Raw genomic sequence first — 20,495 nt, forward strand, 5'->3', positions numbered from 1 at the left:
GGGTTCGCGAACTCCACCGATCGCAGCGGCAACTCGCTGGCCGACCGAACAGGAATTGAATCCGACGTCAACTTCAATTAATGTCGGAGCAATACCGGGGCTCGGTCCGCTCCGGACGGACACCCTGGTCGTCACGCATGAGCATGGAGGTTTCTGGCCGTGAAGAGCCGAGAGGTACATCTGGTGGCCCGTCCCACCGGGGAACCCACACCATCCGATTTCCGTATCGTGACCACGGATGTCCCCGATCCCGGCAGTGGGCAGCTGCTGGTCCGACGGACTGCTGAGGAGAACTGATGCAGGTAGGGAACGCGGTCGCGATCGTCACCGGCGCCGCTGGCGGCATCGGCGCGGCCATCGCGCAACGTCTGCTCGAACACGGCGCCCGGGTGCTGATCACCGACCGCGACGCCGATCGGCTCGCGGCGACCACACGCCGCCTGAGCGCCGACTTCGCGGGAGCGGTGTACGGACTGGCCGCCGACGCCGCGGCCGAAGCCGATCTCCGCAAGCTCATCGGCACGGCCACCAGCGAATTCGGTCCGGTGGACATGTTCTTCGCCAATGCCGGCGTCGGCGGCGGCCCCGGACTCGACGCCAGCGACGCGCAGTGGGAGCAGGCGCTGCAGGTGAATGTCATGGCCCATGTGCGGGCGGCGCGGTTGCTCGTTCCCGACTGGCTGGAGCGCGGCGGCGGCTACTTCGTGAGCACCGCGTCGGCGGCAGGACTGCTCACCCAGATCGGTTCGGCCACCTACACGGTCTCCAAGCACGGCGCGGTCGGATTCGCCGAATGGCTGGCGGTGACCTATGGGGACCGCGGGGTACGCGTCAGCTGCCTGTGCCCGATGGGGGTCGATACCGCCATGCTCACCGGACTCGGCGCCGATGGCGGATCCGTCGGCGACCTCGCCACCCGGGCCGTCACCGGAGCCGGGTCCGTGCTGCGCCCCCTCGACGTGGCCGATCGGGTGATCGAGGCGGTCGAGGCCGAACAGTTCCTCGTATTGCCGCATGCGGAGGTCCGAGAATTCCTGCACCGCAAGGTTTCCGATCACGACCGGTGGATCGCGGGCATGCAGCGCTACCGGAGGTCGCTGGCATGAACGGGCGCATCGCTGTGCTGTTCGATTTCGGCGGGGTGCTCACCACGGCCGTGCTCGCCGCCTTCGCCGAATTCGGTACGGAACTGGGCGATTCGCGGCTGCCGCTGCGGCTGCTCACCCGTGATCCGGAAAGCAGTGCGCTGCTGGTGGATCACGAAGAGGGCCGCATCGGTCAGCGTGCGTTCGAAGAGGGGTTCGCGCGGCGACTGCGCGCGCACGGCGCCGATATCGGGGCCGTGGGCCTGATCGATCGCATCCAGTCCCGGCTGCATCCCGACCCGGCGATGATCCGACTGGTCGCCGATGTCCGTGCGGCGGGCTATCGCGTTGGGCTGCTGTCGAATTCACTCGGCGACGACTGTTATGCGGGCTTCGACCTGCCGACCATGTTCGACGCGGTGACCATCTCCGCGGATATCGGCGTCCGCAAACCGTCCCACCGGGCCTATCTCATCGGCTGCGAACGACTCGGCGTCGCACCGGAGCAGACCATCATGGTCGACGACCTCGAGCAGAACATCACCGCGGCCGAACTGCTCGGACTCGGCGGCATCGTGCACCGCGACGCCGAATCGACGGCCGCCCGGCTGTGGCCCACACTGCAGCCGCGGGAACGAAACCTCAACTGACCCACCCACCTTGCGGCGCAGTCTCTTTCGACAGCTCGCACCGACGATCGGAGCCTCGATGGATCTGTTCACAACATCCGACCGCGCCCAGAAATATCAGCGCGACCTGCTCGCCTTCATGGACGAATGCGTCTACCCCGCCGAAGCGGTGTACGAGAAGCAGATGGCCGCGTCCGGCGATCCGCACCACCATCCCCAGATCATCGAAGAACTCAAGACCGAGGCCCGCGCCCGCGGCCTCTGGAACCTCTTCCATCCGCATCCCGAATGGGGTCCGGGCCTGACCAACCTGGAGTACGCCCCGCTGGCCGAGATCATGGGCCGCAGCGCGCATCTGGCGCCGGAGGCTTGCAACTGCTCCGCCCCCGATACCGGCAATATGGAGGTGCTCACCCTCTTCGGCACCCAGGAGCACCGGGAGCGCTGGCTGGAACCGCTGCTCGCGGGCACCATCCGCTCCGCGTTCGCCATGACCGAGCCCGCCGTGGCCAGCTCCGATGCCACCAATATCCAGCTGAGCATGGTGCGCGATGGCGACCACTACGTGCTCAACGGCCGCAAGTGGTTCGCCTCCAACGCCCTGCACAAGAACTGCAAGGTGCTGATCGTGATGGGCAAGACCGATCCGGACGCGCCCAAGCACCGGCAGCAGTCGATGATGGTGCTGCCCATCGACGCGCCCGGCGTCACGGTCATGCGCAATCTTCCGGTGTTCGGCTACGCCGATCGTGAGGGCCACGCCGAGATCGACTTCGCCGATGTGCGGGTCCCCGTCACCGATGTACTGAAGGGCGAGGGCGAGGGTTTCGCCATCAGCCAGGCCCGACTGGGTCCGGGCCGCATCCACCACTGCATGCGTGCCATCGGCATGGCCGAACGCGCGCTGGAGCTGATGTGCGCCCGCGCCGAAGCTCGAATCACGTTCGGGCAGAAGCTCAGTGAACGCGCCAATATCCAGGACTGGATCGCCGAGGCCCGCATCGATATCGAACAGGCCCGGCTGCTGACCCTCAAGGCCGCCTGGATGATGGATACGGTGGGCAATAAGGCGGCCCGGACCGAGATCGCCGCGATCAAGATCGCCGCGCCGGAGATGGCGCTGCGGATCGTGGACCGGGCGATCCAGGTGCACGGCGGGGCCGGTGTCACCGACGACTTCCCGCTCGCCAGCATGTACGCGCACCTGCGCACCCTGCGTCTCGCCGACGGACCGGACGAAGTGCACAAACGGACCATCGCGCACGCCGAACTCGGTAAGTTCAGGGCCAGCGGGGCGTAGAACGGATAGGAACGAATGCAGACGAGCAGCGAACTCATTCGGCCCACCGCGGACGCGACGGGCTTCGATATCGATTCGGCCGCGTTCGCGGACTGGGTGTCCGGACTCGGTTCGGCCTGCACCGCTCCGGTGCGGGCCGAGCGGGTCGGCATCGGCCAGTCCAATCTGACCTTCCTGATCACCGATGCCGAGGGGCGGCGCTGGGTATTGCGGCGTCCGCCGCTGGGCCACCTGCTCGCCTCGGCGCACGATGTGGCGCGGGAGGCCCGCGTCATGTCGGCCCTGGCACCCACCGATGTCCCGGTGCCGCGAGTGCACGATGTCCGACGCGAGGGCGATATCGAGCTCGTCCTCATGGAATTCGTGGACGGGCTGGTCATCGACGGGGTCGAGACCGCCGAACAACTCACCCCCGACCTGCGCCGCAGCGCCGGGCTGTCACTGGTGCGCACGCTGGCCCGAATCCACGCCGTCGACCTGGAAGCCACCGCGCTGATCGACCTCGCCAGTCACAAACCGTATGCCGAGCGACAGCTCAAACGGTGGTCGGCACAGTGGGAGAAGTCGAAAACCCGGGACCTGCCGCTAGTGGACCGCCTCACCGAACGGCTCCGAGCCGCCGTTCCCGAACAGCGCGAACTCGCGCTCGTGCACGGCGATTACAACCTCCGCAATGTGATCACCACACCGGATACGGGTGCGATCGCCGCGGTACTCGACTGGGAACTGTGCACCCTCGGCGATCCGCTCGCCGATATCGGCAGCCTGCTCGCCTACTGGCCGATGCCCGGCGAAGCCGCCATCCCGGGTACCGAAATGTGCACTCTCCCAAGGTTTCCGTCACGTGCGGAACTGGTCGAGGAGTATATCGCGATCACCGGACGTGACCGCCGCGCACTCGGCTTCTGGCATGCCCTCGGCCTGTGGAAACTCGCGATCATCGCCGAAGGTGTGTTCCGCCGCGCCCTCGACGACCCCCGCAACCGCGCCATGGCGGGTACCCCGACCACGGATCTGATCGACGGACTCGTCGACACCGCCGACCGGGTCGCCACCGAAGCCGGATTCTGAGCCGATCCGGGCCTGTCCCCCTGCCCATATCGTCAGGGGGACAGGCTGTTTCGCATATTCAGGTTCCTCAGGGCACGAGAACCGACAGCGCCTCGGCAATGCAGGCGGGCTTATCGCCACCCTCGCGTTCGATGGTCACCCGGGCCGTCACCTGGAACCCCGTATTGGTCGGCCTGATCTCCGCCAGCTCCACTCCCGCCCGCACCCGACTACCGGAGGGCACCGGCGACGGGAAGCGAACCTTGTTGCAGCCGTAGTTGATTCCCATCTTCAGCCCGTCGACGCGATACACCTGCGAGACCAGCAGCGGCAACAGCGACAGCGTCAGGTACCCGTGCGCGATGGTGGTGCCGAACGGTCCCTGCGCGGCCCGCTCCGGATCGACATGGATCCACTGGTGGTCACCGGTCGCCGCGGCGAACAGGTCGATCTGCTCCTGAGTCACGGTGTGCCACTCGCTGTAGCCGAGATGGGTGCCGACGGCCTGCTCGAGTTCGCCGATTCCATTGAATACCTTCATATTCGCACCCACGCTCAGACCGTCGGCGCGCCGGCGACGTAGAGCACCTGCCCGGTGACATACGACGCGCCCTCGCTGACGAAGAACGACACCGTATGCGCGATATCCTCGGGCTTGCCGACGCGGCCCACCGGAATCCGCGCCACCAGGGTCTTGCTGAACTCCTCGAACGAAACACCCATGCGCTCGGCCGTCGCGGCGGTCATCTCGGTCTCGATGAAGCCCGGCGCGATGGCATTGACCGTCACCCCGAATTTGCCGAGTTCGATCGCGAGAGTCTTGGTGAACCCCTGCAATCCGGCCTTGGCCGCCGCGTAGTTGGCCTGGCCGCGGTTGCCGAGCGCGGAGGTGCTGGACAGATTGACGATGCGGCCCCAGCGCGCCTCGGTCATGTACTTCTGCACCGCGCGGCTCATCAGGAAGGACCCGCGCAGGTGCACGTTCATGACCGTGTCCCAGTCGTCGACGGTCATCTTGTACAGCATGTTGTCGCGGATGATGCCCGCATTGTTCACCAGGACGGTCGGCGCGCCCAGTTCGGCGGCGACCCGCTCGACCGCCGCGGCGACCGCCTGCTCGTCACCGACGTTCCCGCCCACCGCGAGCGCCCGGCCGCCGGCCGATTCGATCTCGGCGACAACGGCTTTGCCCGCCTCTTCCTCGAGATCCAGGACGGCGACGGCGAATCCATCGGCCGCCAGCCGCCGTGCGGCGGCCGCTCCGATGCCGCGCGCGGCGCCGGTCACGATGGCGGTGCGGGTTGTCTCACTGCTCATTACGGTTCTCCCTTGTCGAATTCGGTTGGCACCGAAAGATCCTTGCCGCGGTACGGACCGCAGCGCAGACCGACGATCGAATGGTTCTTCACCAGGGCGCGATCGAGCGCGGTGGACTGGATCTGCCCGCCCGCGAAACCGACGACGAGAATGCGGCCCTCGAAGGCGGCCGATATCAGCGAACTTCCTTCAACTGAAGAGCGTTGAACCACAGTTGATTCAGCGTTTTCACCAGCTTTTCGAAGGAGATCTTCTGCCCCTCGACGAATACGAAATAGGCCATGCGGCTCACCATGCTCGACAGCGCCTGCGAGGTGATCGCGGCATCCAGTTCGGCATCGACCAGGCCGCGCTCCTGCAGATTCCGGATCATCTCCGCATTGCGCTCGACGAAGGCCATCGCACGCTCGAATCGCAGCACCCGGAACTTCTCGTCGATCTTCGACACCTGCTCGAGCACGGCCATCAGCCGCGCATTGCGCCGATACGACTGCAGATACTCGCGATTGGCGGCGGAGATCAGCTCCCGCGGGTCATCGATGCCGACCCGCTCTCGAATGTGCGGGTGCAACATCTCCTCGCGCACCTGCTCGACAACCGCGGCGAAGATCTCTTCCTTGCTGTCGAAGTAGGTGTAGAACGATCCGGACGCGACCCCGGCCTCCTTGGAGATGTCACTGATCCTGGCATCGAGGAAGCCGTCCCGTTCGAACACCTCGCGCGCCGCGATCACCAGCGCGGTCCGGGTGCGCATGCCCCGCTTGCTACGCGGGGGCACCCGACCGGACTGGTCCTCGATGGCTTCCTGGGCGTTCACCGTCTCACTCGCTGTCGTCGGGCTCGCTGACGTGGTGGATCGTAACAGCGTGCGCCGCTCCCCCGATCCCGCGCCGCACCGCAAGCACGGGAGGTCGACCAGGAGCAACGCCTCGAGTATTGAACATGACGCCGAATTCAAGTAGCGTTCCGTCGCACTGACGTGGCCTGCGTCACATCAGAGTTCTCCCATCTCTGGATCGGGAGAAGGCCATGCCTGCGAATCCGGCTGCCCCGGCAGCATCGGATCAGCGGAAACGACCCGACAGGGAGACACCGTGACCAATGTCGCCGACCGCTTCTGGCAACACGCCGCCGAACGCCCCGAGGCCACCGCGCTGCTGACCGCGGACGCCCACATCTCCTACGGCGAACTGGCCCGCCGCAGCGCGGCCTATGGCGGTCAACTCCGCGAAGCCGGTATCGCCACCGGCGACCGGGTGCTGCTGGTGGCGCCCACCGTCGCCGAATTCGTCGTCGCGTATCTGGGCGCGCAGCTCATCGGCGCCATCACCATCACCATGAACACCATGGCCACCGTGCCAGAAATCGGTTACGTACTGGATGATTCCGGCGCGCGGATGGCCATCGCATGGCACAGCGCGCGCGATGCCGCCCAGCAGGCGGCCACCGAACGGAATCTGCCGTTACTGGTGCTCGAGCCCGGCGCGCACGCGGAGGCGAACAGTCCCGTCACCGAACCGGTGCACCGCGGCGCCGACGACACCGCGGTGCTGCTCTACACCTCGGGCACCACCGGCAAACCGAAGGGCGTCGAGCTCACCGTCGCCAATCTCACCGAGACCGCCCGAATCTTCACCGATCAGTTGCAGCTCGGCCCGCAGGATCGCTTCGGCACCGGGCTGCCGCTGTTCCACGTCTTCGGGCAGGCGGTGTGCCTGGTGACCACGCTGCACGCGGGCGCATCCTTCGCCATGGTGACCCCGTTCGAACCGCGGGCCATGATCGAGCTGATCCGCGATCAGCGGCTGACCCACGTCTCCGGAGTTCCGACCATGTGGAATGCCATGCTGCACGCCACCGGTGACTACAGCGCAGCGGACTTCGCGAGCTTGCGGCTAGCGGCGTCGGGCGGCGCGTCACTGCCCGGTGAGGTGATCCGGGCATTCTCGGACCGCTTCGGCGCCACCATCCTCGAGGGCTACGGGCTCACCGAATCCACCGGTGCGGCCACGTACAACCCTGCGGATCGCGAACAGCGAGTTGGATCGGTGGGCGCCGCCCTGCCCGGGACATCGATCGAGGTTCGCGACCCCGACGGAAAGGCGGTGCCCGCCGACACCGTCGGCGAAATCTTCGTGCGCGGCCCGAGCATCATGAAGGGCTACTGGAATCGGCCCGATGCCACCGCCGCCGAATTGCCCGACGGCTGGTTGAAGACCGGCGATCTGGGCCGCGTCGATGCCGACGGCTATGTCTACATCGTCGACCGCGCAAAGGATCTCATCATTCGCGGTGGGTACAACGTGTACCCACGCGAGGTCGAGGAGGTGCTGTACCAGCATCCAGACATTGTCGAAGTGGCGGTGATCGGCATTGCCGACGACCGATACGGCGAGGAGGTCTGCGCGGTCGTGGCCGCAACACCCGGCGTCGAACTCGAACCCGAGCAACTGCGGTCCTGGGCCAAGGAGCGGCTGTCGGCCTACAAGGTGCCGCACCGGTTCGCCTTCACCGATCAGCTGCCCAAGGGCGCCACCGGCAAGATCCTCAAGCGCGCTATCGATCCGAACCTGTTCACAGACAAAGCATCCCGTTGACAGCAGTACCCACCGCGACCGGCAACGCCGACTCGAGCGAACCAGAGCCCTGCTGATGACAGAGGCTTCCCGGCCGTGCTGTCGGCGCGCTATCGCCAGGCCATCCAGGCCGAGGTGCGGTAGGCCTCGACGACTCAGTCGAGGCCGCGGGCGAAGTCGATCAGAGCGGCACTGACTTCGGCCGCGCGTTCCTGTTGGATCCAGTGTCCCGCCCCGTCCAGGACGATCGAGGCCCGCAGGTCGGATAGCACGGAGGTCATCTTGCTGGTCGGAGTGAACCGGATGACCGCGTCTTGCGATCCGGCGATGAACAGCGTCGGCTGGTGGATCTTCGCATCGGCTAGATGCGCGGCCAGCTCCCAGTTGCGGTCGAGGTTGCGGTAGTAGTTCAGCCCGCCGGTGAATCCGGTGGTCGTGAAAGTTTCGATGTAGTAGCCGAGTTCGGCCTCACTCAGCCAGGTCGGCGCGACCATCTCCGAACCGGTGCCGGTCAGCAGATCTCTGACGCTGACGACGTCGTCCTGCAGCAGGGTGCGGCGCACGTCCGATGCGAGTGCCGCGTCGGCGATGCCCGGTTCCTGGAACCAGCACATGTAGAAGTCCTCGCCCAGCCGGGACCGCAGTATCGGCAGTGGTGGTGCCGCCGAGCGCGGCGTGGCCGGAACACTCAGCCCCGCGACGGCCCGCACTCGATCCGGGTGCCGAACGGCCAGCTGCCAGACCACCGAGGCACCCCAGTCATGGCCGACGAAGATCGCGTCCTCGATACCGGCATCGTCGAGCACACCGACGAGATCAGCGCACAGCGTGGCGATGTCGTAGTCCTCGATCCGGTCGGGGCGGGAGCTGCCGCCGTATCCGCGCATATCCGGGGTCAGCGTCCGGAAACCGGCCTCGGCGAATGCGAAGACCTGGTGGCGCCAGGAGAATCCGAGTTCCGGAAAGCCGTGGACGAACACAACGGCGGGTCCGTCGCCGTGTTCGACGACGCGCAACTCGATCCCATTCGTCGCGACCTGACGGCTGCCGAGTCGCAGCCATTCATCCAGTAGATTGCGTGCGTCCATCTCGGATCACCTCGTGTACCGCGGCAGTGTGGCCCCGATACCGTATTTGATTCTGACGTCGAATTCAACTTCCAGGTCCGGCACGTCGAGAGCCGTTGCATCGTGGCGGAACCGCACTGGCGATCTCCCAGTGTGGTCCCGCCACACTCGATGTGCGCCGGTACCTACTGACGGCGCGGAAGCGGCAGTGCGGTGCAGAGGGCGGACACCGTGCGCGCGTTGCCCAGTACCGTGCCATCGGGGCGGATGAGCACGGCTCGACTGTGCATTCGACGTAGCCAACGATGCAGGTCGGTGCCGGGGTGGGTGATCACAAGCGCGGCGCCGCGCTGTTCGATGAGCGCTCGGTGCTGCGGGGATGGGATCGTCGAGGTGATGATCGCGAAGCGGTCGGCGATGTGGTCGTCGAGTCGGCGGCCGTTCTCGAGGGTGGGGTTCGGGACGAATCGGCCAGCAGGTGTGCGGTAAAGGCGATGTGGTGCGATCAGTTCCGACCGGTGCAGCCGTGGGCTTTCCCCGCTGGTGACCAGGCCGGTCAGGCCGGGAACGCGGTGCAGATGAGGTGCGAGCAGGCGGCGCAGGCGATTGCCGAATTCGCCGCCATCGGTCATGGTCGTGCCGATCAGTTTGGCCAGGCGAATCATGGCCCGCGCATGGGGCTTTCGCTCGGATTCGTAGCTATCGAGCACACTGTCGGATAGTTCGCCGTGCAGCACACCGGCGAGCTTCCAGGTGAGGTTGGCCGCATCGCGCAGCCCGGCGCCCATGCCCTGCCCGATGAACGGCGGGGTGAGATGCGCGGCATCTCCCAGGATGAATATCCGCCGCTGCCGCCAGCGATCGGCCAGTTGGGCGCGGAAGGTGTATTCGGCCACCCGGACGAGTTCGAGGTCCTCGGCCGCGGTATCGGCGGTCCACGGCCGGATCAGCGGATGCAGCCGTGCGATATCCGGATAGTCGGCGGCGGTCTCGCCCGGCCGGAGCCGGAATTCCCAGCGGTAGCGGGTCTTTCCGATGCGCATGTAGGTGGCCGCGCGCACCGGATCGCAGACCTGGTGCACGCCTTCCCACTGGTCGAGTTCGGCGGCGGTGGTGATATCGACGACGAGCCAGCGCTGTTCGAACTTCAGATCCCGCATATGCGCGCCGATGGCGGTGCGCACCAGGCTGTTGGCGCCATCGCAGCCGAGCACGTACCGCGCCCGCACCGCCTCTACCGCGCCGGTGATCCGGTCGGTGAAATCCACTCGGACGCAATCGGCTTCCTCGACAAGGCGGCCGACCTCGACATTGCCGCGGAGCCGGACCTGCGGATGCCGGACCAGGTTGGCACGCAGAATCGCTTCCAGTTCCGGCTGATCGAAGAGATTGGCCTCCGGATAGCCGTTGCGCCCGCCCGCCGGGTCGCGATCGAATTGGGCGAGCATCCGCATCTTCCGGTCGACCAGGCGCAGGCCGAGGGCCGGTCTGGTGATGGCGTCGAAATCGGCACCGACACCGAGCCGCGCTAGGATCCGGCGGATCTCGCCGTCGAGATGGACCGCACGCGGCTGCGGGAAGACCCCTTCCCAGCGTTCCAGCACCACCGACTCGATGCCGTAGCCCGCCAGCAAGGTGGCCGCGGTGAGACCGGTCGGGCCCGCGCCGACTATGACGATCGGGACGACCTCGCCGTTCATGATTCCGCTCCGCACAACCCGACCGACGCCCACCGTCCCGCATCCGCAATTCTCATTGACGCACAACAACTTTCGACGCGATCGCATACCGACCGAGAATCTGCTCCACCGCCCGCGCATCCGCGGCGGCGTCCAGTTCGACGGTCGCGAGAACCGAACCATCGTCGACAACCGCGGCAATGCTGTGGACACCGGGAACCCCGCCCAGGGCATCGCGGAGTTCACGCCGGGTCGCATCGGCGCGCAACCCCAGCTTGTACGGTTTGCCGACGTCGGTGACCGGCAGCGCATCCAGCACGACAACGGATTTCGGCGCGGCGGTCCGCTCGGGTACCTGTTCGCTCGCCCAGACCAACAGGTCGGCCTCGGTGGCGGTGGCATCGGGGACCAGGGTGACGTAGGCCGCGGGCACCTCGCCGGAGTGCACATCGGGGCGGCCGACCGCGCCCGCGGCGGTCACCTGGGGGTGCGCGAGCAGTGCGTCTTCGATGATCGCGGGATCGATATTGTGCCCGCCGCGGATGATCAGGTCCTTGGCGCGGCCCTGCAAGTGGATGAAGCCGTCGGCGTCGATGCGGGCCAGATCCCCGGTGTCGAGCCAGCCGTCGACCAGCTTCCCGAGCCCGTCCAGCACATGGTCGCCGTCGGTGCGGCCGATCACGTAGCCAGCGAAAACGGTTGGGCCGCTGATGGCCAGCACACCGGTCGCGCCGGATGGCAGCTCATCCCAGCCACCGTCCTCGCGGATGCGGACTACCTTGACGTGCTGGTAGGGCATGCGCTGCCCCACCGCACCCGGCCGCGGCCGATCGGGAAAGCTGCGCGCGCTCGCACATGTCGCTTCGGTCAGGCCGTACCCCTCGACCAGGGTGACTCCGGTATGGGTTTGGAAGCTCGCCCGTACCGCCGACGGCAGCGGCGATGCGCCGACCATCGCATAGCGCAGACTGGAGATATCGGCATCGACCGGGCATTGGGCCAGTACCGCGTATACGGTGGGCACCGCGCTCATCGCGGCGATTCGATAGTGCTCGATGATCTTCCAGAACTCCCCGTACAGGGCGAAGTCGCGGTAGCCGAGCGGTCCGGCCCAGACCACCGACTGCCCCTTGAACAATGGCGCGAGCAGCGTGACGATCAGCGCGTTGACGTGGAACAGCGGCAGCGCCGCGAATACCACCCCGTCCTCGTCGATCAGCGAATTGGCGGCGATCATCCAGGCATTGGCGACCTCGCCCGCATGGGTGTGGGCGGCGAGCTTCGGTGTTCCGGTGGTACCGCCGGTGTGGAACAGTGCCGCCAACTCCGTGGAAGTCGGTGGCTGTCCGGCGAAGAATGTCGAATCATGTTCCGCCGCAAGCTCATCCAGATAGCCGATCCGAACTCCGTCGATCGGTGGCAGCGGCTCGGCGGCGGCCGATGCGGTCGGGCGCAGCACCAGCAGCGCGTCGACCAACCCGTCATCCGCCAGTTCCCGCGCGGATTCCCAAGTGGCAGTAGCGAGTTCGGGGCCGGCGGCAATCAGGATCCGCGCACCGGAACGGCGCAGCAGTTCGGCGATGTGCTTGCGCGACAGGCCGCCATTGATCGGCGCGGCGACACCGGCCAATTGGGCGGCCAGCGTCGCCGGGATCAACTCGGCGCAGTTGGGCGCGATCAGCGCGACCGCGCAGGCGCGGCGAACACCGAGTTCGTGCAGCAGATTCGCATATCGGTGGACATCGGCGAGCAGCTGAGAGTAGGTGCACCGCACCGGTTCCCGCCACCGCGCGGCCTCGGGCAGCACCGTCAGCGCGATACGCTCCGGCCACCGACTCGCGGCCCGCGTCAGCAGGGCGTAGGTCGATTCCGGCAGTCCGCGCTCGGCCAGTGGCACGGATTCGATATCGGGCAGGTCGCCGGGCGACTCATAGCGCGGCCACAGCGGGTTTTCGGTCACCACCTGCTCGGTCATCGGGCGTACCTCACCACGGTGCGCTGGCGGCCCAGATCGATCGTGCTGTCATCGGTGCCGATCGCGGCCTCCACCACGTCACCCTCCCGCAAATACTTCGGATTCTTGGCCTGCCCGTCGAAGAACAGCTTCCATTTCACCGCCGCTGGCAGCAGGTTGGCGATGAACTGCACCGGCTTGGGCGGGGCGCTGATCGCCGTGCCGACCGGGGTTCCGGTGAGCAGCAGATCGCCCGTGTCCATGCGCTGGAATCGGGTCAGTTCGCGCAGGGTTTGCACCGGCCGGTAGATCATGTCCGCGACCGTCATATCCTGGCGCACCTGGCCATTGACCCACAGCCGCAGCCGCAGATCGGTGAACCGCTTCAGCTCGTCGGCGTCGAGCAGCACCAGCGCCGGACCGACCGGGGTGAACGTCGGATACGACTTCGCCTCGTAGAACTGGGTTTTCGGCAGCTGGACATCACGTGCGGACACATCGTTGGTGACGACGAGTCCGGCGATGTAGTCGGCGAGGTTGTCGGCGCTGATCTCGGTGCCGACCGGCATCGCGCGGCCGACGACGAGCCCGATCTCCACCTCGTAGTCCAGCAGCTTCACATGCGCGGGCCGCACCACGTCGTCGTAGGGGCCACTGATCGATCCGGAGGCCTTCCTAAAGAAGGTCAGCGGCACGGTCTTCGGGTCCATACCCGAGTCCGTCACATGCGAGACGAAATTCGTCATCTGCGCCACCACCCGACACGGCGCGGTGACCGGCGAAACCAGCGAAAGGCTTTCGACGGCAACAAGATCGGAGCTTGCCGCCGCGGCGGCGATCGCCCGACGGTCGGCCAGCAGCGCACCGGTCGTGGTCGCCGCGGTCTCGATGCGAACGGCACCGCCTGATGTCTGCACCCACCAGGCGTCCGCGGTGCGAAGTATGGAGACAGTCATGAATTGGCTACTTTCAGCAGGCCGCGCAGGCGGCGGATATCGAATTCGTTGTCCTCGCGCAGCGCGTCGACGATCGCGCGCAGTTCACGCACCGATTCCCGGCCGGGCGTGATGCCGAGGAAGTCCTTGGTGACCGGCGGCCCCCACTGGGAAAGTCCGGACGCGCTCATCGGCGCCCACCCCGGCTCGACGGTGCAGTCGAACATGTCGCCGTCACTGAAATGCTCGACCATGAACCCGTCCGGATCGCGCCAGTAGTCGAAGATCTGGCTGCCCTGGATATGGCGGCCGATCCCCCACGATCGGTGGTATCCGTGCTCGCGCAGATACTCGCCACCGGCGGCGAGCGCATCCAGATCGGCCACCTGATAGGCCGAGTGGACATATCGGTTGGACGGACCGAGCGTCAGCGCCAGGGTGTGGTGGTCGGTCGGCACTGTGCCCTGATCACAGCGGATGAAGCTCATCACCGGCCCGCGCTCGCGCTGCCCCGAGTAGTAGAGGAAGTCGCTGACTATCAAACCGAGGTGCTCGAGGTACCAGTCCAGCGTTTCCCGATATCTGGTCGTCTGCACGACGAGATGTCCGAGCCGCTGCACCAGGGCGGGCTCGCGCGGCGGCCGCTGCGTGCCGTTCACCCGCTCCAGCTTGTGCCCGAAGTTGAAGATGTGCGGCTCCTGGTCCGGCAAGGCGTCCAGTACCCGCGTCTCGGCGACAACCCGGACCCGCAGGCCGCTGGGGTCGGTCAGATCCACCACCAGTCCGCCCAGACTGTCGGTCAGCGGCAGCACCTTCGCACCGGCCGCTTCCGCCAAGCGCACCAGATCGGCGGCATCGGCCGCCCGGAACGCCGGGCCGAGGAACCGCGAGCGGGTACCCCGGCGAATGCGCACGCAGGGCGACCCCGCACCGGTGCCGCGCAGCTGCAACTCCTCGGCAGTGCGCAGCGATGTCGTGAATCCGAATGCGCGAGCGAAGATTTCGGCACCATCGAGGTCCGGTTTCTCGAACTCCAACCAGGCCAGGTCGTGCACCTTGACGATCGGATTCCGCGCCCGCCCCGGATGTTCACCGGGCCGAGCGCCCTGCGCGCTGTGCAGACCCGCATGCGGGTCGTGCTGGTCGGTCATCGGACCCTCCCTTCTACTGACGATATCGTCACTCAAGAACATCGCGTCAGTCAAGCATTCTGAAGAATTCGTCAATACTGACCGGACGAGCTATGCTGGTCGTCCGCAGATCCGGGGAGAGAGATGGCCGATAAGACTCGCGTAGAACCCAACCGCTTGGATCGGCGCAAGGCGCGGACCCGCGCCGCGTTGGTCACCGCCGCGCAGTCGTTCATCGCGGCCGGGAAGCTGAACGCGCCGATCCTGGAGATCACCCAGGCGGCCGATGTCGGAATGGGGTCGTTCTACAACCACTTCCAGAGCCGGGAGGAGCTGTTCCAGGCCGCGATCGAGGAGGCACTGGACCGGCACGGCGCCGCGCTGGATCTGTTGTGCGAGAACCTGGACGATCCCGCCCAGGTCTTCGCGCAGAGCTTCCGACTCACCGGTCGGCTGCACCGCCGCAATCCCACGCTCTCCAAGGTGCTGCTCAGCAATGGACTGGCCCTGATCCGCTCGGACCGAGGCCTCGCCCCGCGAGCGAGTCGCGATATCGAGGCCGCGACCCGTGTCGGCCGATTCCAGGTTCAGGATGTGGAGCTGGCCATGACCATTGTCGCGGGCGCCGCGATCTGCCTCGGCCAGCTACTGCACGACCAGGCCGACCGAGACGACGCCGCGGCCACCGATCAGGTCGCCGAGGATCTGCTGCGCATGTTCGGCCTACCGGCCGCCGAGGCCCACGAGATCTGTCAGCGCCCACTGCCGCCCCTCGACACACTCCCGCAGAACGACACCGCCGCCTGACGACCGACTCGCAATCGCCGCTGATTCTTTCCTCAGATACGATTCCGGTAACGAATGTGAGCGGAAAGAGGGAGCCGATGGCCGAGCCCGTAGCGCGCAACCGCATCGATCGCCGACGCGAGCGCACCCGCAACGCGCTGCTCGGTGCGGCACGAAAGTTCTTGTCGGAGGGGCGTTCCGCGGTGAGCATTCAGGAGATCACCGACGCCGCCGATGTGGGATTCGGCTCCTTCTACAACCACTTCAGCTCGAAAGACGAACTGTTCGACGAGGCCGTGCGCTCGGTGCTGCAGGTCTACAGCGAGATGCGCGACGATATCGTGGCGCTCTACGACGATCCGGCCGAGGTATTCGCGGTGAGCCTCCGGATGACCGGTCGCCTACAGCGCCAGATCCCCGAAGGCGTTCGGGTGATCCTGAATTCGGGTACCTCGGTGCTGCTGCGCGATGAGGGTCTGGCCCCGCGCGCCCGCCGCGACATCATCGCCGCCCAAGAGGCGGGCCGGTTCGACCCGATGGATCCGGACATGGCGATCATGGCCGCGGGCGGGGCACTGCTGGGACTGCTGCAACTGCTGGACGCCCGGCCCGAGGCCGACGCGGGCGCACTGACCGACGAGATGACCTTCCACGTGCTGCGCATGTTCGGCATGAACAAGCGCTCGGCGGAGAAGCTGACCACCAAAGCGCTTCCGCCACAACCACAGCTCTGACCACGCGGGCCGATTCGATACCGAAGCGGCGGCCGTATCTACCGCAACCACCCGAAATCAGCAGCCCCGCTTATGGTTTCAGGTCACCTTGGAGCGCCGGCAGCGGGGCGACGGCGATCTGCCCGGCCTCCTCGCGCGGCACCCCCAATGCACACAGGACGAGTTCGGCGGCGCTAATTCCCGCCTCGCGCCAGCCCTGATGTCCCTCGAGCACCATCCACATCGCGCTGATCACCGTCCCCATGAGCATGGACGCGATGCCGAGCTCCATGCCCGCACCGACGGTGTAGCGACCGGCCGCGATGCCGGCCGCCACATCCTGCATCGGCGGGCCGCTCAACGTCTCCCGCAATGACTCGTCGGTCATGCCGAATCGGACCAGGAACAGGCCCATCGCCGGGTTGTCGTGGGCCCGGCGCACCAGCATGCGGATGCCGGTGGCCAGCCGCAGCGGCGGATCGAGTTCGCCATGGGCATCCATGATGCGGGCGTTGCTGTCGTGGATCTCGAAGGCGAGTTGCGCCCGCACTTGGTCGAACAGCTGATCGATGGATTCGACATTGCGATAGAGCGTCCCGCGCGCCACGCCCGCCTCGTTGGCCAGCTCGCTCATGGTCAAGTCCGCGCTGCCCCGCTCCGCGAAGAGCCGGATCGCGGCCGCGTTGATCCGCTGCTCGGTCGCACTCATCGACATCCCCTTTCTGATCCCACCAAACCGTAAGCGAGTGTTCATAGCGAGTCAATCGCGCGCTATATAGAACATCATTGACATCTATTGAACAGCTATGTTCAATGTGAGTCGACCGCAGCGGAAAGGACGAGGAAATGAGCAGGTCGACGTCGGAGCGCAACGCGGCGCCCGAGACGACATCGGTGCTGGTGATCGGTGCGGGACCGGTCGGATTGACGCTGGCCCTCGAGCTGGACCGCCACGGAGTCGACACGCTGGTCGTCGAGCGCAACGCCACCACGACTCGGCATCCGAAGATGGACATCACCAATGGCCGCAGCATGGAGCTGTATCGCCGACTCGATATCGCCGACGAACTGCGCAAGGTCGCCATTCCCGCCGATCACCCGATGAAGGTGACCTGGGCGACCAATGCGGCCGGCTGGGAGCTGGCCTCCTTCGAATACCCCAGCGTCGCCGACGCCTATGAGCAGATCCACCGGCGCAATGACGGGACCCTGCCGCTGGAACCGGCCATGCGGGTATCCCAGGTGATTCTCGAACCCGCCCTGCGGGACGCGCTCGCGGCCCGATCCGAGTACGTGCGGGTCGATTACGAATGGGCGCTGGACAGTTTCACCGAGGACGCCGACGGCGTGACCGCCGAGCTGGTATCCGGGGCGAGCGGGCAGCGCCGCACCATCCGCGCCGAATACCTCGTCGGCTGCGACGGCGCGGCCAGCCGCACCCGCCGACAGCTCGGTATCGGGCTCGACGAAATCGATCTGCGCCGACTGTTCATCAAGGAACTCGGCGTCGTGCGGACCGTGATGTCGGTTGCCCGGGCCTTTCTGGCGACCGGCCAGCGGCCCGCGGACGGGCGGTTCTATCTGGTGCACTTCACCACCGGCGATACCGAGATCCATCGCCGGTTCGGCACCGTGTGGCATCTGCAATCGCCCGAAGGGTGGACCGTCATTTCACAGAACGACGGCGACACCTGGACTATGCACGCGCCGCTCGGTATCGGCGAAGACGCCGACAAGATCGACCCGCGCGAATTCGTCTACCAGCGGCTCGGTCACCGGTTCGAGATGGATGTACTGGTCGCCAATGCCTGGACGCCCCGGCTCACCGTCGCGGACTCTTTCGGCCGCGGCCGGGTCTGGCTCGCCGGTGACGCGGTCCACCAGGTGCCGCCGACCGGCGGCTACGGCATGAATACCGGCGTCGGCGACGCGGTCGGACTCGGCTGGGTGCTGGCCGCGCTTCTCGACGGCTGGGGGATGCCGGGACTCCTGCGGGCCTATGAACAGGAGCGGCGGGCGGTGGCGCTGCGCAACCGGGCGGCCGCCGGTCGGCACAGCCTCGTCCGGGGAGCCGTCATGGCTGCCTCCCGCGCAACCATGCACAGCGAACGCTGGTTCGGCGCACGTGTTCGGCGACGGCTCGGCCGGGAGATCAGCGATCTGGGGAATCTGGAAAACGAAGCCCTCGGCATCGAGCTTGGCTACCGCTACGACACCTCCCCCGTGGTGTGCCACGAATCCGGCGCACAGGCCCCGCCGCAGCGAATGGATGAATACACACCGAGCACCTGGCCGGGAGCGCGGCCACCGAGTGTGCGGCTCGCGGACGGCGATGCCATCTTCGACCTCTTCGGCCGCGGATTCACCCTGGTGCGATTCGACCACCACGACGTCGCCGGGCTGCTGGACGCCGCCGCCGAGCGGGGCGTGCCGATCGAGATCGTCGATGTTCGCGACCCCCACGCCCGCGCCCTCTACCAGCGCGACCTCGTCCTCATCCGGCCCGACCAGCACGTCGTCTGGCGCGGCGACGCCGCCCCCGAGCACCCACTGCATGTCATCGACCGCATCCGCGGCGCACAACCCGCAACCTAGGAAACAGCCATGAACACCGTCCTCTGGATCCTCCAGGCCCTGCTCGCCGCGATCTTCGCCGCCGCGGGACTCTTCAAACTCACCCGCCCCATCGAGGTCCTCGCCGACAAGCTCGGGGACTGGGTGCACGACTTTCCGCCACCCGCCATCCGCCTGATCGGCGCTCTCGAAATCGCCGGGGCGGTCGGTCTGATCGCGCCGGCCGCGCTCGACATCGTCCAGGTGCTCACCGCCGTGGCGGCGGCCGGACTGATCCTCGCCATGCTCGGCGCCATCGTCGTGCACCTGCGAGGTCGCGAATTTCCAGCGATCGGTATGAACGTCGTCCTGCTCGTGCTGGCCGCCGTGGTCGTCTGGGGACGCATCGGCCCCTATGCCTTCTGACGGTGCACGAATTTGAGCCGAGGCCAGGCTCGACCTACGCTGTTCGCATAACAACCATTTGTACGCATTGCGCACAGGAGGCATTTATGCGGGCGGCACTATGAGCGGCGCATTTCTCTTCGACGGCATTCGCACCCCATTCGGCCGATACGGCGGGGCACTGAGCGGGATCCGACCCGATGACCTCGCCGCATCCGTCCTGCGGGCGCTCGCCGATCGCAATGACCTGGACCCAGCGACGGTCGACGAGATCATCTTCGGGGCCGCGAACCAGGCGGGCGAGGATAATCGGAATGTGGCACGCATGGCGGCGCTGCTGGCCGATTGGCCCACCTCGGTGCCCGGCACGACCGTGAACCGGCTGTGCGGGTCGAGCATGGACGCCGCGATGCAGGCCGCCCGGATGATCGAAACCGGTGATGCGGCAACGGTTGTCGTCGGCGGCGTCGAATCCATGAGCCGCGCGCCCATGGTCATGCCGAAGCCGGGAAGGGCATTTCCCGTCGGCAACGAAACGCTACACTCCACCACCTTGGGCTGGCGGCTGGTGAATCCGGCGATGCCCGCACAGTGGACGGTGTCCTTGGGTGAGAGCACCGAAATTCTCGCGGGCCGTTACGGCATCGAGCGCGCCGCGCAGGACGAATTCGCCGCCCGCAGCCATCGGCTCACCGCGAAGGCCTGGGACAGCGGGTTCTACGACGATCATGTCGTCGCCGTCCCGGGCACCGAACTGACCCGCGACGAATCGCTGCGGGCGCAGACCTCGGTCGAGCGGCTGGCCGGGCTGAAGCCGTCGTTCCGTCCGGAGGGCACCGTCACCGCCGGAAACGCCTCACCATTGAACGACGGCGCCTCGGCGCTGCTGCTCGGCGACGAAGCCACGGCCGATCGGCTCGGCCGCGCGCCGCTGGCCCGGATCGCGGGACGCGGTGCGGCCGGGGTGGATCCGGACGTCTTCGGCATCGGACCGGTCGAGGCCGCGCGAATCGCGTTGCGGCGGGCCGGAATCGGCTGGGGCGATCTCGGCGTGGTCGAGTTGAACGAGGCGTTCGCCGCGCAATCGCTTGCCTGCCTTGCCGATTGGCCGGACCTGGATCCCGACATCGTCAATGTCAATGGCGGCGCGATCGCGATCGGCCACCCGCTCGGTGCGTCCGGTGGCCGCGTCATCAACCAGCTCGCCCGCGAAATGCGGCGCGGCGGCAGTCGGTGGGGACTCGCCGCACTGTGTATCGGCGTCGGCCAGGGGCTGGCCGTTGTTCTGGAGGCGACCTCATGAGTATCCGGCCAGC

Annotated in this window: 20 protein-coding genes; 11 read left to right on the plus strand and 9 right to left on the minus strand. The window is 66.9% G+C overall.

Annotated features, from left to right (window positions below; genetic code table 11):
- Window positions 1–159: 159 nt before the first annotated feature.
- From ACQP2D_RS32385 to ACQP2D_RS32405, 5 genes are read left to right on the plus strand one after another with little or no spacing between them, the layout of a single operon-like run.
- Window positions 160–297 (plus strand): hypothetical protein, encoded by a 138-nt coding sequence (locus ACQP2D_RS32385; RefSeq protein WP_433679702.1) that lies wholly within the window; start codon window positions 160–162, stop codon window positions 295–297.
- Complete coding sequence (locus ACQP2D_RS32390; protein WP_433679703.1) at window positions 297–1,106, plus strand: SDR family oxidoreductase; 810 nt, start codon at window positions 297–299, stop codon at window positions 1,104–1,106. The genes ACQP2D_RS32385 and ACQP2D_RS32390 overlap by 1 nt, the downstream gene beginning before the upstream one ends.
- A complete protein-coding gene (locus ACQP2D_RS32395) occupies window positions 1,103–1,735 on the plus strand; it encodes an HAD family hydrolase (RefSeq protein ID WP_433679704.1) in 633 nt (210 codons plus the stop codon). The genes ACQP2D_RS32390 and ACQP2D_RS32395 overlap by 4 nt, the downstream gene beginning before the upstream one ends.
- Window positions 1,736–1,793: 58 nt before the next feature.
- Entirely contained in the window at window positions 1,794–3,014 is a 1,221-nt protein-coding gene (locus ACQP2D_RS32400) for an acyl-CoA dehydrogenase family protein (RefSeq protein WP_433679705.1), read from the plus strand.
- 15 nt (window positions 3,015–3,029) lie between these two features.
- Entirely contained in the window at window positions 3,030–4,085 is a 1,056-nt protein-coding gene (locus tag ACQP2D_RS32405) for a phosphotransferase family protein (RefSeq protein WP_433679706.1), read from the plus strand.
- Window positions 4,086–4,152: 67 nt separating this feature from the next.
- Here ACQP2D_RS32405 and ACQP2D_RS32410 read toward each other — a convergent pair whose 3' ends face one another.
- The 3 genes from ACQP2D_RS32410 to ACQP2D_RS32420 form a co-directional block, all read right to left on the minus strand.
- Window positions 4,153–4,605, minus strand: coding sequence for a MaoC family dehydratase (locus ACQP2D_RS32410; protein ID WP_433679707.1), 453 nt, complete (start codon window positions 4,603–4,605; stop codon window positions 4,153–4,155).
- A 14-nt stretch (window positions 4,606–4,619) separates the two neighbouring features.
- Entirely contained in the window at window positions 4,620–5,381 is a 762-nt protein-coding gene (gene fabG / locus ACQP2D_RS32415) for a 3-oxoacyl-ACP reductase FabG (RefSeq protein WP_433679708.1), read from the minus strand.
- 175 nt (window positions 5,382–5,556) lie between these two features.
- Window positions 5,557–6,198, minus strand: coding sequence for a TetR/AcrR family transcriptional regulator (locus ACQP2D_RS32420; RefSeq protein WP_433679709.1), 642 nt, complete (start codon window positions 6,196–6,198; stop codon window positions 5,557–5,559).
- Between the two features lie 277 nt (window positions 6,199–6,475).
- Between ACQP2D_RS32420 and ACQP2D_RS32425 the strand changes: the two genes are divergently transcribed.
- Complete coding sequence (locus ACQP2D_RS32425) at window positions 6,476–7,978, plus strand: class I adenylate-forming enzyme family protein (RefSeq protein ID WP_433679710.1); 1,503 nt, start codon at window positions 6,476–6,478, stop codon at window positions 7,976–7,978.
- A gap of 134 nt (window positions 7,979–8,112) precedes the next feature.
- Here ACQP2D_RS32425 and ACQP2D_RS32430 read toward each other — a convergent pair whose 3' ends face one another.
- The 5 genes from ACQP2D_RS32430 to ACQP2D_RS32450 form a co-directional block, all read right to left on the minus strand.
- A complete protein-coding gene (locus ACQP2D_RS32430; protein ID WP_433679711.1) occupies window positions 8,113–9,045 on the minus strand; it encodes an alpha/beta fold hydrolase in 933 nt (310 codons plus the stop codon).
- Window positions 9,046–9,209: 164 nt separating this feature from the next.
- Window positions 9,210–10,724, minus strand: coding sequence for a bifunctional 3-(3-hydroxy-phenyl)propionate/3-hydroxycinnamic acid hydroxylase (locus ACQP2D_RS32435; protein WP_433679712.1), 1,515 nt, complete (start codon window positions 10,722–10,724; stop codon window positions 9,210–9,212).
- 52 nt (window positions 10,725–10,776) lie between these two features.
- On the minus strand, window positions 10,777–12,678 hold the full coding sequence (locus ACQP2D_RS32440) for an acyl-CoA synthetase (protein WP_433679713.1): 1,902 nt from the start codon (window positions 12,676–12,678) through the stop codon (window positions 10,777–10,779).
- Complete coding sequence (locus tag ACQP2D_RS32445) at window positions 12,675–13,613, minus strand: fumarylacetoacetate hydrolase family protein (protein ID WP_433679714.1); 939 nt, start codon at window positions 13,611–13,613, stop codon at window positions 12,675–12,677. The genes ACQP2D_RS32440 and ACQP2D_RS32445 overlap by 4 nt, the downstream gene beginning before the upstream one ends.
- Window positions 13,610–14,743 carry a VOC family protein gene (locus tag ACQP2D_RS32450; RefSeq protein ID WP_433679715.1) on the minus strand — a complete coding sequence of 378 codons (1,134 nt, stop codon included), beginning with the start codon at window positions 14,741–14,743 and terminating at the stop codon, window positions 13,610–13,612. Before ACQP2D_RS32450 ends, ACQP2D_RS32445 begins: the two co-directional genes overlap by 4 nt.
- A gap of 123 nt (window positions 14,744–14,866) precedes the next feature.
- Here ACQP2D_RS32450 and ACQP2D_RS32455 point away from each other — a divergent pair, with 123 nt between their 5' ends.
- Window positions 14,867–15,529: a TetR/AcrR family transcriptional regulator gene (locus ACQP2D_RS32455; protein ID WP_433679717.1), complete on the plus strand. Its 663-nt coding sequence runs from the start codon at window positions 14,867–14,869 to the stop codon at window positions 15,527–15,529.
- Window positions 15,530–15,606: 77 nt separating this feature from the next.
- Window positions 15,607–16,242: a TetR/AcrR family transcriptional regulator gene (locus ACQP2D_RS32460; protein ID WP_433679718.1), complete on the plus strand. Its 636-nt coding sequence runs from the start codon at window positions 15,607–15,609 to the stop codon at window positions 16,240–16,242.
- Between the two features lie 70 nt (window positions 16,243–16,312).
- On the opposite strand, the gene ACQP2D_RS32465 is transcribed toward ACQP2D_RS32460, so the two are convergent.
- On the minus strand, window positions 16,313–16,930 hold the full coding sequence (locus ACQP2D_RS32465; protein WP_433679719.1) for a TetR/AcrR family transcriptional regulator: 618 nt from the start codon (window positions 16,928–16,930) through the stop codon (window positions 16,313–16,315).
- A 137-nt stretch (window positions 16,931–17,067) separates the two neighbouring features.
- Between ACQP2D_RS32465 and ACQP2D_RS32470 the strand changes: the two genes are divergently transcribed.
- The 3 genes from ACQP2D_RS32470 to ACQP2D_RS32480 all read left to right on the plus strand — a co-directional run bounded on the left by ACQP2D_RS32470 (window position 17,068) and on the right by ACQP2D_RS32480 (window position 20,482).
- Window positions 17,068–18,816, plus strand: coding sequence for an FAD-dependent monooxygenase (locus ACQP2D_RS32470; protein ID WP_433679720.1), 1,749 nt, complete (start codon window positions 17,068–17,070; stop codon window positions 18,814–18,816).
- A gap of 9 nt (window positions 18,817–18,825) precedes the next feature.
- Complete coding sequence (locus tag ACQP2D_RS32475; RefSeq protein ID WP_433679721.1) at window positions 18,826–19,200, plus strand: DoxX family protein; 375 nt, start codon at window positions 18,826–18,828, stop codon at window positions 19,198–19,200.
- A 100-nt stretch (window positions 19,201–19,300) separates the two neighbouring features.
- Complete coding sequence (locus ACQP2D_RS32480) at window positions 19,301–20,482, plus strand: thiolase family protein (protein ID WP_433679722.1); 1,182 nt, start codon at window positions 19,301–19,303, stop codon at window positions 20,480–20,482.
- Window positions 20,483–20,495: the final 13 nt, after the last annotated feature.

It is taken from the genome of Nocardia sp. CA-119907, assembly GCF_050955995.1.
Lineage (GTDB): Bacteria > Actinomycetota > Actinomycetes > Mycobacteriales > Mycobacteriaceae > Nocardia.

What these genes read in the sequence shown, in the direction of transcription:
- ACQP2D_RS32390 (WP_433679703.1), top strand. Translation starts at nt 297, where the DNA reads ATGCAGGTAGGGAACGCGGTCGCGATCGTCACCGGCGCCGCTGGCGGC.
- ACQP2D_RS32395 (WP_433679704.1), top strand. Translation starts at nt 1,103, where the DNA reads ATGAACGGGCGCATCGCTGTGCTGTTCGATTTCGGCGGGGTGCTCACC.
- ACQP2D_RS32400 (WP_433679705.1), top strand. Translation starts at nt 1,794, where the DNA reads ATGGATCTGTTCACAACATCCGACCGCGCCCAGAAATATCAGCGCGAC.
- ACQP2D_RS32405 (WP_433679706.1), top strand. Translation starts at nt 3,030, where the DNA reads ATGCAGACGAGCAGCGAACTCATTCGGCCCACCGCGGACGCGACGGGC.
- ACQP2D_RS32410 (WP_433679707.1), bottom strand. Translation starts at nt 4,605, where the DNA reads ATGAAGGTATTCAATGGAATCGGCGAACTCGAGCAGGCCGTCGGCACC.
- fabG (WP_433679708.1), bottom strand. Translation starts at nt 5,381, where the DNA reads ATGAGCAGTGAGACAACCCGCACCGCCATCGTGACCGGCGCCGCGCGC.
- ACQP2D_RS32430 (WP_433679711.1), bottom strand. Translation starts at nt 9,045, where the DNA reads ATGGACGCACGCAATCTACTGGATGAATGGCTGCGACTCGGCAGCCGT.
- ACQP2D_RS32435 (WP_433679712.1), bottom strand. Translation starts at nt 10,724, where the DNA reads ATGAACGGCGAGGTCGTCCCGATCGTCATAGTCGGCGCGGGCCCGACC.
- ACQP2D_RS32440 (WP_433679713.1), bottom strand. Translation starts at nt 12,678, where the DNA reads ATGACCGAGCAGGTGGTGACCGAAAACCCGCTGTGGCCGCGCTATGAG.
- ACQP2D_RS32445 (WP_433679714.1), bottom strand. Translation starts at nt 13,613, where the DNA reads ATGACTGTCTCCATACTTCGCACCGCGGACGCCTGGTGGGTGCAGACA.
- ACQP2D_RS32450 (WP_433679715.1), bottom strand. Translation starts at nt 14,743, where the DNA reads ATGACCGACCAGCACGACCCGCATGCGGGTCTGCACAGCGCGCAGGGC.
- ACQP2D_RS32455 (WP_433679717.1), top strand. Translation starts at nt 14,867, where the DNA reads ATGGCCGATAAGACTCGCGTAGAACCCAACCGCTTGGATCGGCGCAAG.
- ACQP2D_RS32460 (WP_433679718.1), top strand. Translation starts at nt 15,607, where the DNA reads ATGGCCGAGCCCGTAGCGCGCAACCGCATCGATCGCCGACGCGAGCGC.
- ACQP2D_RS32465 (WP_433679719.1), bottom strand. Translation starts at nt 16,930, where the DNA reads ATGAGTGCGACCGAGCAGCGGATCAACGCGGCCGCGATCCGGCTCTTC.
- ACQP2D_RS32470 (WP_433679720.1), top strand. Translation starts at nt 17,068, where the DNA reads ATGAGCAGGTCGACGTCGGAGCGCAACGCGGCGCCCGAGACGACATCG.
- ACQP2D_RS32475 (WP_433679721.1), top strand. Translation starts at nt 18,826, where the DNA reads ATGAACACCGTCCTCTGGATCCTCCAGGCCCTGCTCGCCGCGATCTTC.
- ACQP2D_RS32480 (WP_433679722.1), top strand. Translation starts at nt 19,301, where the DNA reads ATGAGCGGCGCATTTCTCTTCGACGGCATTCGCACCCCATTCGGCCGA.